Origin of the sequence: Saccharopolyspora shandongensis, assembly GCF_900106995.1 — a bacterium.
GTDB classification, from domain to species: domain Bacteria; phylum Actinomycetota; class Actinomycetes; order Mycobacteriales; family Pseudonocardiaceae; genus Saccharopolyspora; species Saccharopolyspora shandongensis.
The window spans coordinates 116,324-132,134 of record NZ_FNOK01000007.1; the positions used below are offsets into that span (position 1 = coordinate 116,324).

General features: G+C 71.2%; 19 protein-coding genes. 11 read left to right on the plus strand and 8 right to left on the minus strand.

Annotation, left to right across the window (positions count from 1 at the left end; all coding sequences use genetic code 11):
• The first annotated feature begins 3 nt into the window (after positions 1-3).
• From BLW84_RS09970 to BLW84_RS09995, 6 genes are all read left to right on the plus strand, one after another.
• Positions 4-780 carry a S1 family peptidase gene (locus BLW84_RS09970; protein ID WP_093264022.1) on the plus strand — a complete coding sequence of 259 codons (777 nt, stop codon included), beginning with the start codon at positions 4-6 and terminating at the stop codon, positions 778-780.
• A gap of 153 nt (positions 781-933) precedes the next feature.
• Positions 934-1,659: a type III secretion system chaperone family protein gene (locus BLW84_RS09975; protein ID WP_177226382.1), complete on the plus strand. Its 726-nt coding sequence runs from the start codon at positions 934-936 to the stop codon at positions 1,657-1,659.
• 326 nt (positions 1,660-1,985) lie between these two features.
• On the plus strand, positions 1,986-2,759 hold the full coding sequence (locus BLW84_RS09980) for an SDR family NAD(P)-dependent oxidoreductase (RefSeq protein ID WP_093264028.1): 774 nt from the start codon (positions 1,986-1,988) through the stop codon (positions 2,757-2,759).
• A gap of 56 nt (positions 2,760-2,815) precedes the next feature.
• A complete protein-coding gene (pyrE, locus tag BLW84_RS09985) occupies positions 2,816-3,364 on the plus strand; it encodes an orotate phosphoribosyltransferase (RefSeq protein WP_093264031.1) in 549 nt (182 codons plus the stop codon).
• Positions 3,361-4,005 carry a TrmH family RNA methyltransferase gene (locus tag BLW84_RS09990; RefSeq protein WP_093264034.1) on the plus strand — a complete coding sequence of 215 codons (645 nt, stop codon included), beginning with the start codon at positions 3,361-3,363 and terminating at the stop codon, positions 4,003-4,005. Before pyrE ends, BLW84_RS09990 begins: the two co-directional genes overlap by 4 nt.
• Before the next feature lie 85 nt (positions 4,006-4,090).
• The gene (locus BLW84_RS09995) at positions 4,091-4,777 is read left to right on the plus strand and encodes a DUF899 domain-containing protein (RefSeq protein ID WP_093264037.1); all 687 of its coding nucleotides are present in this window, start codon (positions 4,091-4,093) and stop codon (positions 4,775-4,777) included.
• A gap of 63 nt (positions 4,778-4,840) precedes the next feature.
• Here BLW84_RS09995 and BLW84_RS10000 read toward each other — a convergent pair whose 3' ends face one another.
• The 5 genes from BLW84_RS10000 to BLW84_RS10015 all read right to left on the minus strand — a co-directional run bounded on the left by BLW84_RS10000 (position 4,841) and on the right by BLW84_RS10015 (position 8,632).
• Positions 4,841-5,530, minus strand: a complete 690-nt coding sequence (locus BLW84_RS10000; RefSeq protein WP_245761049.1) for a DedA family protein — start codon at positions 5,528-5,530, stop codon at positions 4,841-4,843.
• Between the two features lie 80 nt (positions 5,531-5,610).
• Positions 5,611-5,835, minus strand: a complete 225-nt coding sequence (locus BLW84_RS46095; protein WP_143060909.1) for a hypothetical protein — start codon at positions 5,833-5,835, stop codon at positions 5,611-5,613.
• Positions 5,836-5,903: 68 nt separating this feature from the next.
• The gene (nagA, locus tag BLW84_RS10005) at positions 5,904-7,052 is read right to left on the minus strand and encodes an N-acetylglucosamine-6-phosphate deacetylase (RefSeq protein WP_093264040.1); all 1,149 of its coding nucleotides are present in this window, start codon (positions 7,050-7,052) and stop codon (positions 5,904-5,906) included.
• On the minus strand, positions 7,049-7,972 hold the full coding sequence (locus BLW84_RS10010; RefSeq protein ID WP_093264043.1) for an ROK family protein: 924 nt from the start codon (positions 7,970-7,972) through the stop codon (positions 7,049-7,051). The genes nagA and BLW84_RS10010 overlap by 4 nt, the downstream gene beginning before the upstream one ends.
• Positions 7,973-8,059: 87 nt before the next feature.
• Positions 8,060-8,632 (minus strand): SigE family RNA polymerase sigma factor, encoded by a 573-nt coding sequence (locus BLW84_RS10015; RefSeq protein WP_093264046.1) that lies wholly within the window; start codon positions 8,630-8,632, stop codon positions 8,060-8,062.
• 92 nt (positions 8,633-8,724) lie between these two features.
• Between BLW84_RS10015 and BLW84_RS10020 the strand changes: the two genes are divergently transcribed.
• The 4 genes from BLW84_RS10020 to BLW84_RS10035 all read left to right on the plus strand — a co-directional run bounded on the left by BLW84_RS10020 (position 8,725) and on the right by BLW84_RS10035 (position 12,261).
• Positions 8,725-9,003 carry a YciI family protein gene (locus BLW84_RS10020; protein WP_093264048.1) on the plus strand — a complete coding sequence of 93 codons (279 nt, stop codon included), beginning with the start codon at positions 8,725-8,727 and terminating at the stop codon, positions 9,001-9,003.
• Between the two features lie 248 nt (positions 9,004-9,251).
• Complete coding sequence (gene fbaA / locus BLW84_RS10025; RefSeq protein WP_093264051.1) at positions 9,252-10,286, plus strand: class II fructose-bisphosphate aldolase; 1,035 nt, start codon at positions 9,252-9,254, stop codon at positions 10,284-10,286.
• 368 nt (positions 10,287-10,654) lie between these two features.
• Positions 10,655-11,065 (plus strand): DUF3151 domain-containing protein, encoded by a 411-nt coding sequence (locus BLW84_RS10030; protein ID WP_093264054.1) that lies wholly within the window; start codon positions 10,655-10,657, stop codon positions 11,063-11,065.
• Positions 11,066-11,157: 92 nt separating this feature from the next.
• Complete coding sequence (locus BLW84_RS10035; RefSeq protein WP_177226394.1) at positions 11,158-12,261, plus strand: FUSC family protein; 1,104 nt, start codon at positions 11,158-11,160, stop codon at positions 12,259-12,261.
• A gap of 3 nt (positions 12,262-12,264) precedes the next feature.
• Here BLW84_RS10035 and BLW84_RS10040 read toward each other — a convergent pair whose 3' ends face one another.
• The 3 genes from BLW84_RS10040 to BLW84_RS10050 form a co-directional block, all read right to left on the minus strand.
• Positions 12,265-12,555: a hypothetical protein gene (locus tag BLW84_RS10040; RefSeq protein WP_093264057.1), complete on the minus strand. Its 291-nt coding sequence runs from the start codon at positions 12,553-12,555 to the stop codon at positions 12,265-12,267.
• Positions 12,556-12,678: 123 nt separating this feature from the next.
• Positions 12,679-13,317 carry an HNH endonuclease family protein gene (locus BLW84_RS10045; protein WP_093264059.1) on the minus strand — a complete coding sequence of 213 codons (639 nt, stop codon included), beginning with the start codon at positions 13,315-13,317 and terminating at the stop codon, positions 12,679-12,681.
• Positions 13,318-13,671: 354 nt separating this feature from the next.
• Positions 13,672-14,373, minus strand: coding sequence for a hypothetical protein (locus tag BLW84_RS10050; RefSeq protein ID WP_245761050.1), 702 nt, complete (start codon positions 14,371-14,373; stop codon positions 13,672-13,674).
• 103 nt (positions 14,374-14,476) lie between these two features.
• On the opposite strand from BLW84_RS10050, the gene BLW84_RS10055 reads away from it, so the two are divergent.
• The gene (locus tag BLW84_RS10055; RefSeq protein WP_093264062.1) at positions 14,477-15,763 is read left to right on the plus strand and encodes an adenylosuccinate synthase; all 1,287 of its coding nucleotides are present in this window, start codon (positions 14,477-14,479) and stop codon (positions 15,761-15,763) included.
• The last annotated feature ends 48 nt before the right edge of the window (positions 15,764-15,811 follow it).

Sequence of the window (15,811 nt, forward strand, 5' to 3'; positions counted from 1 at the left end):
ACCATGCGAATTCGGAAGTTGTTCGCTGCCGCCTTCGGCGCGGCGCTGGTCGGGATCGCGACCGCCGGCAGCGCCGGCGCGATCGTCGGCGGTGGCCCGGCGGACGAGCAGTACCCGTTCATGGCATCGCTGCAGGTGCCGGACGAGCCCAGGTTCCACTGCGGAGCGACGCTGATAGACGACGACTGGCTGCTGACCGCCGGGCACTGCGTCGACTCGTTCGACCCGGCGCAGCTGACGGCGCGCATCGGCAGCCCGGACCGCACCACCGGCGGCGAGGAGCGCCGGATCACCGAGAAGGTCCTGCACCCGAAGCTCATGCAGGAGTTCCTGGCGCAGTACGACTTCGCGTTGCTGAAGCTGGACCGGCCCGTCGACCTGCCGACGGTGCGGATCGCGGACTCCGCGCAGGTGCCGGGCAAGGACACCCGGCTGATCGGCTGGGGCCGGGAGTGCAGCGAGTTCGAGTGCGGCGAGCTGCCGGTGTACCCGCGCGGGCTGAAGCAGTTCGACACCGAGGTGGGCGACGACGCCGAGTGCGCCAAGACCGACGGCAGCGTCGACACCTGCGTGCGCGCCCCCGGCAACCGGGTGTCGATCTGCCAGGGCGACTCCGGCGGCCCGGCGCTGATCCGCGACGCGGCCGGGCGCTGGGAGCAGATCGGCATCACGAGCCGGTTCGGCGGCACCGAGGAGGCGGAGGTCTGCGGCGACGAGCCGGACATCTTCGCCGACCCGGTCGCGGTCCGGGACTGGATCGGCCAGACGATCGGCGGCTGAACCACCTGATCGGCGGTGCGGCCGGAGCCCGTTGCTCCGGCCGCACCTCTCCGCGACGTGTTTTCCCAGGTCACTATCAGCCGATGGAGCGGTTCCGAACCGGATGCCCAGGTGATCTTCGTGTTCGGCGATGATCGGACTACCCTGCGCTGTGTGGGCATACCTGCGTGGCTCTGGTTCGTCATCGCCGTCGTCGCCATCGGTGCGGGCGTCGTGCTGCTGATCGCCGACCGATCCCAGCGCGCGTCGAACAACCGCGAGCGGCGCCGTTGGGCCGCGTTGCGCGGCTGGCAGTTCGCCGAGGTGGACCAGGTCCTGCCGACCAGGTGGGAGCGCGGCGTGCTGGCCCAGTTCGGCGGCGTGACCGCCACCGACGTGGTGGCCGGGTCCACGTTCACCGCCGACGGGCGGCGCCAGGTGTACGTCCTCGACCTCGACGTCAACGGCAAGGCGGCCGCGGTGCTGGCCGCCATCCGCTGCCGCCGGTCCGCCCCGGCCACCATCGAGCTGTGGCTGCCCGACGTCCCGGTGCCGCAGGACTCCGAGCTGGACCTGCTCGGCCCGGTCGGCTCGCGGTACGCGTTCGTCACCGAGGTGGCCGCGGCCCGGCCGCTGGTGACGCCGGACCTGGTGGACGCCACCGAGGAGATCGGCCACGACATCACGGTGGTGTGGCTGGAGAACGACTGGGTGCTCGCGGCGCTGCACCCCGACGACGCCGACCCGGCGCGCCTGGAGCGGCTGCTGCGCGACCTCGGCGAACTCGCCGACCTGATCGACCCCTTCGACGCCGACCCGAACGAGGGCGACGCCAACGGCGCGGTCGAGGACGACGAGCTCCTCGACGCCGAGCCGGAGCCGTCGGAACGCTCGCGCTGACCTCGGGAGTCCGCAATTTCAATTGAGGTTTTTCCAACCTCGATTTGTGCGGCGGTGCGGGTGGCGGAACCTCAGAGGCTTCCTGGTCTGTGGGTGCCCTGACTTATGTATGTCCAAATACCCGGCGTCAGGGCCGTCCTCGCCAGGCGAACGCTGAGAACCCGCGGCGGTGCAAGCTGCGTAGGTGGGCTATGCGCCTGCTTTCGGGATACGGCCCGTTAGCTGTCGCGGCTGCGGTCACCAGCCAAGACGAAAAACGCTCAATGGAAGTCGCGGGGACCCCGGCGGGTGCTCGGGTCGGGTGAACTCTTCGGTAGGTTCGGGCCATGGCTACCGCACTCGTCACCGGCGCCACCGCGGGCATCGGGCGCGCCTTCTCCCGCCGACTCGCCGCCGAGGGCCACGACATGGTCCTGGTGGCCCGCGACGCCGGACGGCTCGCCGAACTCGCCGATCGTCTGCAGGCCAGGCACGGCGTCCGGGTCGAGGTGCTCCCGGCGGACCTCGCCGATCCCGAGCAGCGCGCCGAGGTCGAGCGGCGCCTCGCCGACTCCGACCGGCCGGTCGACCTGCTGGTCAACAACGCCGGGTTCGGCACGGCCGGGGCGTTCTGGGACACCACCGCCGCCGAGCTGCAGCGGCAGCTGGACGTCAACGTCGCCGCCGTGCTGGCGCTGACCCACGCCGCGGTGCGCGGGATGCGGGAGCGTGACCGGGGCGACGTGATCAACGTGTCCAGCGTCGCAGGCTTCTTCCCGGTCGCCGGCTCCACCTACGGGGCGACCAAGGCCTACGTGACCGCCTTCTCCGAAGGGCTGTCGGTGTCGCTGACCGGCACCGGGGTACGGGTCATGGCGCTGTGCCCGGGCTTCACCCAGACCGAGTTCCACCAGCGGGCCGGGCTGGAGATGGGCCGCCTGCCCAGGGCGTTCTGGCTGCAGGCCGACCAGGTGGTGCACGAGGCACTGGCCGATCTGCGCCAGGGCAAGAGCGTGTCGGTGCCGGGCGTGCAGTACAAGGCGCTGGTCGCCATCGGCCGGCTGGTGCCGCAGAAGCTCCAGCGGATGATCGTGTCGCGCACCGTCCCGGGCCGCACCTGAGCCGCCACCATTACCGCCGACCGGGGTCCGGCACCCGGCCGGTATGCTGAAAACTCGTGGTCAAAGTGGATGAACAGCAGCGCATCGAGCTCGCCCGCCTGGTCCGGGAGCTCGCCGTCGTGCACGGTCGGGTCACCCTGTCCTCCGGCAAGGAAGCCGACTACTACGTCGATCTCCGCCGGGCGACGCTGCACCACCAGGCGTCGCCGCTGATCGGCACGCTCCTGCGCCAGCTCACCGCCGACTGGGACTACGCCGCCGTCGGCGGCCTCACCCTCGGTGCGGACCCCGTCGCCACCGCGATGATGCACGCCGAAGGCCCCGGGCTGGACTCCTTCGTCGTCCGCAAGAGCACCAAGACGCACGGCATGCAGCGGCTGATCGAGGGACCGGACGTCACCGGGCGCCGGGTGCTGGCTGTCGAGGACACCTCCACGACCGGCGGCAGCGTCCTCACCGCCGTCGAGGCGCTGCGCGCGGCCGACGCCGAGATCGTCGGCGTGGCGACCGTGGTCGACCGCGACACCGGCGCGCGCGAGGCCATCGAGGCCGCCGGGCTGCCGTACCGCTCGCTGCTGAGCCTGGCCGACCTCGGGTTGGCGTGAGCGAGGAGCTCGGTCCCACCGAGTGGGGCACCACCGTCGGCGTCGGCCCCTGGCCGGGCCCGTGGCCGGCGGACGAGCGCTACGACCCGGAACTGCTGGAGCACGGCGACCGGCGCAACGTCGTGGACCACTACCGGTACTGGCGGCGCGAGGCGATCGTCGCCGACCTGGACCTGCGGCGGCACGACTTCCACGTGGCCATCGAGAACTTCCAGCACGACCACAACATCGGCACGGTGGTGCGCACCGCGAACGCCTTCGCCGCGAAGGCAGTGCACATCGTGGGGCGGCGGCGGTGGAACCGGCGCGGCGCGATGGTCACCGACCGGTACCAGCACATCCACCACCACCCCGACCTGGAGGCGCTGCGCGGCTACGCGACCGAGCACGACCTGGCGCTGGTGGCGGTGGACAACACCGCGGGCGCGGTGCCGATCGAGCGAACGGCGCTGCCCCGCCGCTGCGTGCTGCTGTTCGGCCAGGAGGGCCCCGGCCTGCGGGAGGACTCGCGGCTCGGCGCGGACCTGGTGGTGTCGATCGCGCAGTTCGGGTCGACCCGCTCGATCAACGCCGGGGTCGCGGCGGGTGTCGTGATGCACACCTGGATCGAGCAGCACGCCGATCTCTCCAACGCCTGGTGATCAGCGCCGCCGACCGATGAGTTCTCCGCCCTGGCCGGGTCTGTTCTGGTGTACCGAGAGCAGACCCTGATTGGTTGGGGGATCCATGACCAGCAACGCCCTACCGCCCGTCGTCGACGCTGAAACCTGGCAGCGCCGGCTCGACGAGCTGCGCGCCCGGGAGAAGGCCGCGACCCGAGAGCTCGACGCGATCGCCGCGCAGCGCCGCCGCCTGCCGATGGTCGAGATGCCCGACTACACCCTCGAAGGCGAGGCGGGGCCGGTCCGGCTGGCGGACGTCTTCGAGGGCGCGTCGCAGCTGATCGTCTACAACCACATGTGGTTCCCCGGCAAGGAGTGGCAGTGCTCGGGCTGCACCGGGTTCACCTCGCAGTTCACCAGGCTGGAGGTCCTGCACAACTACGACGCCCGGTTCGTCGTCGTCACCCAGGGCCCGATCGATGAGGCGCTCGCCTACAAGCGGCGGGTCGGCAACCAGATGACCTGGTACTCCACCGCGAACAGCTCGTTCGGCTCCGACGTCGGCGCACCGCCCGGCGGGGCATTCGCCGTCAACGTGTTCCTGCGCGACGGCGACACCGTCTACCGCACCTGGCACACCAACGCCCGCGGCTGCGAGCAGCTCAGCCACACCTTCGCGCTGATCGACGTGTTGCCGTACGGGCGGCAGGAGGAGTGGCAGGACTCGCCCGAGGGCTGGCCGCAGTCGCCCGCCTACAGCCGGTGGGCCAGCTCCGAGGACATCGCCGCGTTCTACGGCCCCGAGGCCTGATCGGGCCCGGAAAGCAGTTCGCGCGGATCCGGTTCTCCGGATCCGCGCGAAGGTGGCGACAGGTCAGCTCGCGGCGCCGCGGGCCTTCTCGCGGCGGCCCTTCAGGTACTCGATGATGATCGGGACGACCGACACCAGCACGATCAGGATGGCCATCGCTTCGAGGTTGTTCCTGATCCACGGGATGTTGCCGAGGAAGAAGCCGAGCACCGTCATGCTGACGGTCCACGCGATGCCACCGACCGCGGAGTAGCCGAAGAACTTCTTCTGGTCCATCTGCGCGACGCCCGCGACGGCGGTGATGAAGGTCCGCACGATCGGCACGAACCGGGCCAGGATGATCGCGCGCGCCCCGTACTTCTCGAAGAACCCGTGGGTCTTGTCCACGTGCTCCTTCTTGAAGAGCTTCGAGTCCGGCTTGTTGAACATCGATGGCCCGACCTTGCGACCGATCCAGTACCCGGTCACGTTGCCCACGAACGCGCACACCGCGAGCAGCGCGCACACCAGCCAGATCGGGGTGTCGATCGCGCCGGTGGCGACGAACAGGCCGGTCACGAACAGCAGGGAGTCACCGGGCAGGAAGAACCCGATGAGCAGGCCGCACTCGGCGAAGATGATCAGGCACACGCCGATCAGGGCGAACGGCCCCATCGACTGGATGATGTGCTCCGGATCGAGCCAGTCCGGCAGCAGGGCGAGCGCGGGGGTGTTCGCGGCGGCGTCGACAATCGCGGGCAATTCGGTCGTCACGCTTGCCAACGGTACCGTGACCGCCCTCGTGCCAGCCCCCGGGCGAGCAAGCCCGCCGAACACGCAGGGCAATCCCATGATCACCTGAAAGTGGGTATCGGCTCAGGCGCGACCGGGAACAGCGTGAGCGCTCCGGCGATGGAGCCGGCCAGGAGCCCGACGATCAGCGCGAACAACAGCACGCCGACCACCGGGAGGCGCTTGCGCGGCGGAGCGGGCGGAGGCTGCGGAGTCGTGCCAGGGCTGCCCCCGGCCTGGGCGCGCAGCGCCGCCGACAGGAGGTGTGCTGGGTCGGGTCGGGTCACCCCCCGAGCGTAGGCGAGGGGCGACCGCGCCCACAGCGTTCCGGATGCGGCCGGAGTGCCCGTTCGGGTTACTTCGGTTCGGTCACCCAGGTGCCGTCCTTCATGACCGCGTCCAGCCCCAGGTCGGCGTCCAGCACGACCAGGTCCGCCGCCAGGCCCGGGCGGATCTCGCCGATCCGGTCGCCGAGGCCGAGCAGCTGCGCCGGCTTCGTCGACGACGCCGCCACCGCCGCCGGCACCGTCAGGCCGCAGCTGCGGACCAGGTTCCGGAACGCCACGTCCATGGTCAGCGTGCTGCCCGCCAGCGAGCCGTCCGCGAGCCGCGGCTCGCCGTCGGTCACCGTGACCGGCAGCTTGCCCAGCTCGTAGGTGCCGTCGCCCGCTTCGGTCGCGCTGATCGCGTCGGTGACCAGCACCGTCCGCCCGGTGCCCGCGTGCGAGGCGGCCAGCTTCACCACGGCCGGGTGCAGGTGCACCAGGTCGCAGATGAGCTCGACGGTCACCCGCTCGTCCTCCAGCAGGACGCCGATCGGGCCCGGCTCCCGGTGGTGCAGCGGGCGCATCGCGTTGAACAGGTGCGTGGCGACCGTCGCGCCCGCCTCCACCGCGGGCACCACCTGGTCCAGCACGGCGTCGGTGTGCCCGACGGCGGCGATCACGCCCTGGTCCACCAGCCGCCGGACGGCGCTCAGCGACTCCGGCAGCTCCGGCGCCAGCGTGATCATCCGCACCGCGCCCCGTCCCGCGTCCAGCAGCTGCTGGACGGCCGCGGCCTCCGGCGGCCGGAGGATCGCCGGGTCGTGCGCGCCGCAGCGCGCCGCCGACAGGAACGGGCCCTCCAGGTGGATGCCCGCCAGCGCGCCGTCGACGACCAGCTCGCTGAGCGCGCTGATCTGCTTGGCGAGATCGGACAGCGGCGCCGACACGAGGCTGGCCAGCATCGTCGTCGTGCCGTGCGCGCGGTGGGTGTTGATCGCGGCGTGCGACTGGTCGAGCTCGATGCCGGTGAAGGAGCCGCCGCCACCGCCGTGGCAGTGGATGTCCACGAAGCCGGGCACCAGCCACCGGCCGGCCAGGTCGACGGCGGGGCCGTCCGGCGCGGGGCCGCTGCCGACCGCGGCGATCTGGCCGCCGGAGACCCGGATCCAACCGCGGTCCAGCACTCCGTCGGCGGTGACGACCTGCCCACCGGCGAGGATCAGTTCGGGAGCGTTCACGTTGTTTTCAACCCTTCCGTCGCCAGCAGCGCTGCACCGAGGCAGCCCGCGGTGTCACCGAGCTCGGCCAATTTGAGGTGGGGGCGGCGGTGGTATGCCGCCAGCATGCCGTCCAACCGGGCGCGCAGCGGCTCGACGAGCAGATCGCCGGCCTGTGCGAACCCGCCGCCGAGCACGATGCACTCGGGCGCTGCGATCGTCACGAGCACCAGAAGCCCCCTGGCCAGTGCGTCGATCGCGTCCTGCCAAACCGCCTGGGCGTCCGGATCGCCGGTGCGCACCGCGGCGGCGACGTCGGCGCCCGAGACGTCCCGCCCCGTCCGCGCGCGGTAGCGGCGGGCGACCGCGGCCGACGATGCCACGGCCTCGACGCAGCCGCTGCTCCCGCAGCCGCACGGCTCGCCGTGCCCGACGTCGATGTGCCCTACCTCGCCGGCGAAGCCGCCGCCGGAGTGGAGCCGGCCGTCGAGCACCAGCGCCGCGGCGATCCCGGTGCCGATCGGCAGCACGACCACGTCGCGCATGCCGCGGGCGGCGCCCAGGCGTGCCTCGGCGAGCCCGCCGGCCCGGACGTCGTGGCCGAAGGCCAGCGGCAGGTCGATGCCGGCGGCGAGCCGTGCGCGCAGCGGCACGTCCCGCCAACCGAGGTTCGCGGAGAACACTCCGACACCGCGCGCCTCGTCGACCACACCGGGCACCACGACGCCGACGGCGTCCACCGGTTCCACGCCGGAGCGCAGCTCGGACACCAGCTCGATCACGGCCTCGACGACGAGGTCCGCGGTCGCTGCGCCGTCCGAGCCGCGCGGGGTCGGGCGGCGCGCATGGCGCAGCTGCCGAGCGGCATCGCGGCCGACGGCCACCAGGGCGGCCTTCATGTCGGTACCGCCGACGTCTACGGCGATGGCGTGTGCGGTCACGCCGACGATCCTCCGCTACCGGCCACCCAATGGTCTACACCAAATCGGTGTGTCGTTCGACTGGGATTTCGCGGACTTCCCCGTCGATCAATTGCCCATCAGCTTCTGCAGGGCTTCCAGGCCGCGGCTCGCGGTCGACTTCACGGTGCCCTTCGAAACGCCCGTGGCCTCGGCGATCTCCGCTTCCGTGAGGTTCCCGTAGTACCGCAGCACCAGCACCTCGCGCTGCCGCCGCGGCAGCTTGCCCAGCGCCTCCACGACGGCCTGGTGCTCGGCCGTCAACATCGCCAGCGACTCGGCCGAACGGGCGTCGGCCTGGTGCGGCGGCTGGTACTCGCGGGCGGTCTTGCGGCGCCGCAGCACCGAGCGGCTGCCGTTGACGACCGCGGTGCGCAGGTACCCGATCGCGGCGCGGGCGTCGCGCAGCCCGGACCAGTTCCGGTACAACCCGGTGAACGCCTCCTGCACCACGTCCTCGGCCGTCGCCGGGTCGTCGACCAGCAGGATCGCCAGCCGCACCATCCGCATGCGCTGCTGGCGGTACAGGTCTTCCAAGGTCAGCGGTTGCGCCGAGACGTCCATCGCCGCGCTGTCCAGCGCGCGCAGGTGTCCGAGAGTCTGCTCGACGCTGCGTTCGGCGCTGTGCGAATGACCGGCCATGATCGAACAACCTACCGGCTGGCCACTGGCGCGGATAACACGACCGGGTAGCGTCGATATCGATCGGTGATCTGCAGCGGAGGTGTCGGGACATGGCCAAGTTCGTGGTCGAGCTGGTGTACGGCGAGGACGAGGAGCGACGCCTCGAAGTGCGGCCCGCGCACCGGGAGTACTGCCGCGGACTCGCCGAGCGCGGCGTGCTGCTGGCCGGCGGCCCGTACGCCGACAACCTCGGCGCCCAGTTGATCTACGAGGTCGCCGACGCCGACGAGCTCGGCGGGGTGCTCGCCGCGGACCCCTACACGGAGGCCGGCGTGATCGCCAAGACCACCGTCCGCGAGTGGAACCTGCTCACCGGCGCCTGGGCCTAGCAGCCGCGCCACCAAGATCAAATCGGCGGGCTCCCTGGCCGCCGAACCTGCAGCGTGTGAGGATGTCCACAGGATTCGTCCCGTTCTGAATCCTGTCACCGGCTTTCCAAAAGAGCCCCGGCTGGGGCACTGTGACGCGAAAGTGTGGCACCGGGCCGAACGGGCCCGCTGACAACGGGCATGAGCTCGTAGGATGCTGCGCGACTTCCCGTCACCAAGACCAAACTCCACCCCGAGGAGGACGACCGATGCCCATCGCGACCCCCGAGGTCTACGCGGAGATGCTGGACCGGGCGAAGGCGGGCGAATTCGCCTACCCGGCCATCAACGTGACCTCGTCGGAGACGCTCAACGCGGCGCTGCGCGGGTTCGCCGAGGCCGAGAGTGACGGCATCATCCAGTTCTCGACCGGTGGCGCCGAGTTCGCCTCCGGCACCAAGGTCAAGGACATGGTCACCGGCGCGACCGCGCTGGCCGAGTTCGCGCACGTGGTGGCCGCGAAGTACCCGGTGAACATCGCGCTGCACACCGACCACTGCCCGAAGGACAAGCTGGACGGCTTCGTCCGGCCGCTGATCCAGATCAGCCAGGAGCGGGTCGACCGCGGCGAGAACCCGCTGTTCCAGTCGCACATGTGGGACGGCTCGGCCATCGACCTGGACGAGAACCTGGAGATCGCCCAGGGCCTGCTGGCCGCCGCCGCCAAGGCGAAGATCATCCTGGAGCTGGAGGTCGGCGTCGTCGGCGGCGAGGAAGACGGCGTCGCCAACGACATCAACGAGAAGCTCTACACCGCGCCCGGCGACTACGAGAAGACCGTGGACGCCCTCGGCAGCGGCGAGAAGGGCCGCTACCTGCTGGCCGCCACGTTCGGCAACGTGCACGGCGTCTACAAGCCGGGCAACGTCAAGCTGCGCCCGGAGATCCTCAAGCAGGGTCAGGACGTGGTGTCGGAGAAGCTCGGCCTAGCGGCCGGCTCGAAGCCGTTCGACCTGGTCTTCCACGGCGGCTCCGGCTCGCTGCTGGAGGAGATCCACGAGGCGGTCTCCTACGGCGTGGTGAAGATGAACATCGACACCGACACCCAGTACGCCTTCACCCGGCCCATCGCGGACCACATGTTCAAGAACTACGACGGCGTCCTGAAGATCGACGGCGAGGTCGGCAACAAGAAGACCTACGACCCGCGCAGCTACCTGAAGGTCGCGGAGCAGGCGATGGCGGCCCGCGTCGCGCACGCCTGCGAGAACCTGAAGTCCGCGGGCCGCATGCTCGCGGGTTGAGGTTTTCCGGACTCACCTTGCGTGGCGGAGCCAGTAGCGGAACCTGAGAAGCCTTCTCGACTCCGGGATCCCCGACTTGAGTATGTCCAATACGAGGCGTCGGGGCTGTCCTCGCGAGAAGGCTTCTCAGAACCCGCGGCGGTGCCGGTTGCTTAGGTGGGCTAAGCGCCTCCGGCGCTTGCGGCGACTTCGGCACATGCGGCGTTGAGCGCCGCGGTGGCGGTTTACCGCTGGAAGCCGCTGCGCCGCTTGCCTGACGTCCAACGGCCAGGGCTGCCCGGTCGCTGCCGTTGCTCGCGGTGTTGAGAACGAACGGCCCGTTCGCCTGGTGGCGGACGGGCCGTCGTCGTACCTGGGAGGATTGGGGCATGACGAGGAACCTGTTGGAACCGCCGGAGACCCTGCTGCCGGAGAACGAGGCCGCGCAGGGCGAGCTGGCCGCCGGCACCGACCCGGCCGAGGTCGCCGCGCACCACCCCACCTTCAGCGCCGCGTGGGCCGCGCTCGCGGAGGCCGCGCTCGACGCCGACGAGAACATCGCCGCCTACGCCTACGCCCGCACCGGCTACCACCGCGGCCTGGACGCGCTGCGCAAGGCCGGCTGGAAGGGCTTCGGCCCGGTGCCGTGGCGGCACGCCCCGAACCAGGGCGTGCTCCGCTCGATCGCGGCGCTGGCGAAGGCCGCGAAGGCGATCGGCGAGGCCGACGAGTTCGACCGCTGCCGCCAGCTGCTCGCCGACAGCGACCCGGCTTCCCTGGAAGCGACCGGCGTGGCCTGAGCCGCTTGCGCGACCGGGCGTCGCGCCCGGTCGCGCAGATCGAGCGAGGATCACTGCGGCGGCACTCGGATTGCGCCGTGATCTGTCGGACAATGTGGAGCGTGCACCGACTGCGCGAGGAACTCGTCCGCCGCTTGCGCCGCCTCATGCGCACCGGAGTTCCCATCGCGCAATGCGCGATCGCGGCCGGTCTCGCGTGGTTCCTGGCCCGACACCTGTTCGGCCACCCGGCGCCGTTCTTCGCGCCGATCGCCGCGGTCATCTCGCTCGGTGTCTCGCTGGGCCAGCGGATGCGGCGCGCCCTGGAACTCGTCGTCGGCGTCAGCATCGGCGTCGGGGTCGGCGACATCCTGATCTCGTTCATCGGCACGGGAAGCTGGCAGATCGCGCTGGTCGTCGCGCTGGCCATGAGCACCGCGGTGCTGCTGGACAGCGGCGTCGTGATCGTGCTGCAGGCCGCGTCGTCGTCGGTGCTGGTCGCGACGCTGCTGCCGCCGGCCACCGCCGGCGGGCTGACGCGGATGCTCGACGCCGCGATCGGTGGGCTGGTCGGCTTCATCGTCGCCGCGCTCCTGCCCGCCAACCCGCTCGCCGTGGCGCACCGCAACGGGCGACTCGTGCTCGGCGCCCTCGCCGACGCGCTCCGCGGCGTCGGGAACGCGGTGGCGCGGCAGGACATCGAGCTCGCCGCCGACGTGCTGGCGAAGGCGCGCAAGAGCCAGCAGGACGTGGAGGAGCTCCGAACGGCGCTGGAGGCCGGACAGGAGATCGCGCGGTTCGCGCCCATCCGGTGGCGGCGGCGCGGCGACCTGGAGCGCTACGGGACCGCGGCGACGCCGATCGACCGCGCGCTGCGCAACACGCGCGTGCTCGCGCGCCGGGCGCTCGCCGCATTGCGGGACGGCGAGCCGGTGCCGCGCCCGCTCCCGGGGCTCCTGGAGGAGCTGGCGGGCGCCGTTGTGCTGCTGCGCGACGAGCTGGCCAGCGGCGTCGATCCGCTGCAGACCCGCGCGGCGGCCAGATCCGTCGCCAAGAAGTCCACAGTGGAACTCCTCGGCGAGGGGGACTTCTCGATGCAGGTGGTGGTGCTGCAGGTCCGCTCGATCGCGGTGGACCTGCTGCAGGCCACCGGCCTCAGCCGGACCGAGGCGATCGCCGCCCTGCCGCCCCTGCACCCGGAGGAGAGGTCCGGCTGAGCGTCAGCCCGCGGGGCGGTTCAGGACCGCGATCAGGGCGTTGTGCAGGGCTTCGTGATCGCGCGGGTCGTAGAGGTGGCAGTCGGCCGCCGAGAGCCGGTACCACTCCGCCGCGCCCGCGTAGCGCACCCACACCGTGACGTCGCCGTCGGCGCATTCGGTGGCCAGCTCCAGGTCGCCGGTGATGACCCCGACCTCGTCGGTCATCACCCCGCCCGGCGGCGCGGTCACCGCGGAGCGCCGCACCGCAGGCTCCGGTGCGGTCGAGCGATCCGGCTCTGCGTGGTCCGACATGGAACCACCCTCCTCACGGCGCCTCGGCCGCTCCAGTATGTCCTGCCGAGAGCGGCGCGGTCGGAGGTCGGTTTCGCGCGAAACCGGCGGTGCCCCGCTCCCGCACGGGGCACCGCGGGCGGATCAGCAGCCGTCGAGGGTCTTCTGCAGCGCCGACTTCTCCGCGTCGGTGACGGTCAGGCCGTACTTGCTCTTGGTGCCGACCCACATCGACGCGTACGTGCAGTGGTAGCTCGCCAGCGGCGGCATCCACTCGTCCGGCGTCTGGTCGCCCTTCGACTGGTTGACGTTGTCGGTGACCGCGATCAGCTGCGGGCCCTCCAGGTCGTTGGCGAACGCCTGGCGCTGGTCCTGGGTCCACTCCGCCGCGCCGGAGCGCCACGCGGCGGCCAGCGGCACGACGTGGTCGATGTCCAAATCGGACGGCTTGGTCCAGGTCTCGCCGTCGTACGGGCTGAGCCAGCTGCCGGAGGTCGGGTAGCAGTCCGAGCCGGTCTCGACGTCCTTGCCGTCGCGCTTGAGCACCGCCTCGCGGGTGTTGCAGCCGTCCGGGCCCTCGATCCAGTGCGGGAACTTCTCCCGGCTGTAGCCGTCCATCGAGCCCTCCGGGGCGACGGTCAGCTTCGTGAGCTCGGACTTCGCCGTCGCGGGGTCCGGGATGCCGGGCGGCTCGGCGCCGGCCGGCAAGGCCAGGGCGAGGCCGAGGATTCCCGCCAGGGGTAGGGCGGTCAGGGTGGCGCGCAACGATCGGTGGCCTGTCATGGCTTCCCTCCGCGTGGGCGTCTCGGCGATGTCCGTGCTGACCATCGCCGACGCAGGTGGCCGGGACAATGCCGGAGAGTGGCGAACGGGTGACTTGGCGTGAAATCGCCACCGATCGTGCCACTTATCGGTGAATTTCGCACCGACCGGCGCGGCCGCGGCGCGTTCGGGTCACCCAATTTTCGGCAAAAATGGGAATCCCTTTTGTCGGGAATGGCGGATTTCAATTTCAGGGTTCGTTCCAGCGCGGTGCGCGGGCCCGTGCGGGACGTGGCCACCTGGGGCCTTCGGGACCGGTCGGGCGGAGCCATTCTGAAACGGCTCCTCGGGTGGAATCGAAATGTGCCCGGGCGGTCAGCGGGCCAGTCGCAGGTCCTCGGTGTGCCGGTACCAGACCCACTTCTCCATCGGGCGCGGGTGGGCGACGCCGTCGTGGTGCACCGTCGCCGACCGGAACGACGCTTGCACCGCGCGCCCGCGCGCGACGGTGCGCCGGCTGCGCAGGAGGCCGCGGCGGACGGTGGTGACCAAGATGCCGTCGGCGGCCGGGTCGAGCATGGCGTTCATCGGATCGGAGGTCGGCTCCGGCAGCGGCGTGGCCGCCGGGTCCGGCGAGATGGTGATGCTGGTCGCGGCGCCGTTGAGCACCTGCTCGTCGTCGCAGTACACCTGCCCGGTGATCGGCTCGATCGAGCCCTCGCCGAGCAGCACGCCGCCCGAGTCGTCCCGGATCAGCGCCGCCGGTCGCGGCGCGGCGGTCAGCGCGCGGTCGAAGTCGCCGGGGCGGAGCCCCCACAGCCGCGCGGCCGGCGAGTCGGCGACCGGGACGTAGCCGACGATGAGGTCGGCCAGCCGGTTCTTCCGGAGCAGGCGCAGCACCACCGACGCGAAATCGATGTCGGTGCCATGCACCACCAGCCGTTCCCCGGCGTCGGCGAGCAGCGGGTCCAGGTCGGCGCGGGCCGGGGCCGCCGGGACGTCGAACCATTGCACACCGTCACCGGACGGGCGCTCTGCGCGCTCGACGTTTCCGCAGGACAATGCGGTGGTACTCACGTTTCGCTCCTGGTTTACCCTGATCGACCGGCATACCCCGTGGTGGGAGCGGGCGAAGCGTGCGGTCACGCTGGCGACCACCCAGTCCAGGTTGGAGTTTCACATGCCGGCGATCGTGCTGATCGGCGCCCAGTGGGGCGACGAAGGCAAGGGTAAGGCGACCGACCTGCTCGGCGAGCAGGCGCAGTGGGTCGTCCGCTACCAGGGCGGCAACAACGCGGGTCACACCGTGGTGCTGCCGGACGGGCAGGACTTCGCCCTGCACCTCATCCCGTCGGGGATCCTCACCCCCGGCGTGACCAACGTGATCGGCAACGGCGTCGTCGTCGACCCGGGCGTGCTGCTGGAGGAGCTGGCCGGGCTGGAGGGCCGCGGCGTCGACACCTCGCGGCTGCTGGTCTCCGCCGACGCGCACCTGATCATGCCGTACCACGTGGCCATCGACCGGGTCACCGAGCGGTACCTGGGGAAGAAGCAGATCGGCACCACCGGTCGCGGCATCGGGCCCTGCTACCAGGACAAGATCGCCCGGGTGGGCGTGCGGGTGCAGGACCTGCTGGACGAGAAGATCCTGCGGCAGAAGGTCGAGGCCGCGCTGGACATCAAGAACCAGATCCTGGTCAAGGTCTACAACCGCCGCGCCCTGGACGTCGACGAGGTCGTGGACACCGTGATGTCCCAGGGCGAGCAGTTCGCGAGCCGGATCGCCGACACCAAGCTGCTGATCAACCAGGCGCTGGACCGCGGCGAGACGGTGCTGCTGGAGGGCTCGCAGGGCACCCTGCTGGACGTCGATCACGGCACCTACCCGTTCGTCACCTCGTCGAACCCGACCGCGGGCGGCGCCAGCGCCGGTTCCGGCATCGGCCCGACGAAGATCAACGCGGTGATCGGCATCCTGAAGGCCTACACCACCCGCGTCGGCGCCGGTCCGTTCCCGACCGAGCTGACCGACGAGGCCGGCGAGAACCTGCGCAAGCAGGGCGGCGAGTTCGGCGTGACCACCGGCCGCTCGCGGCGCACCGGCTGGTTCGACGCGGTGATCGCGCGCTACGCGACCCGCGTCAACGGGATCACCGACTACTTCCTCACCAAGCTCGACGTGCTGTCCGGGCTGGAGACGATCCCGATCTGCGTGGCCTACGACGTGGACGGCGAGCGCGTCGAGGAAATGCCGATGACGCAGACCGGCGTGCACCACGCGGTGCCGGTGTACGAGGAGATGCCGGGCTGGTGGGAGGACATCAGCGGGGCGCGCAGCTTCGACGACCTGCCGGCGAACGCGCGGGCCTACATCGAGCGGATCGAGGAGCTCGCGGGGGCGCGGATCTCGGCGGTCGGCGTCGGCCCGGGCCGGGACCAGACCATCGTCCGCCACACGATGGCGTGAGTCGAACCGCGGTTCCCACGGAGATCGGACTCCCGGTTTCCGTGGGAA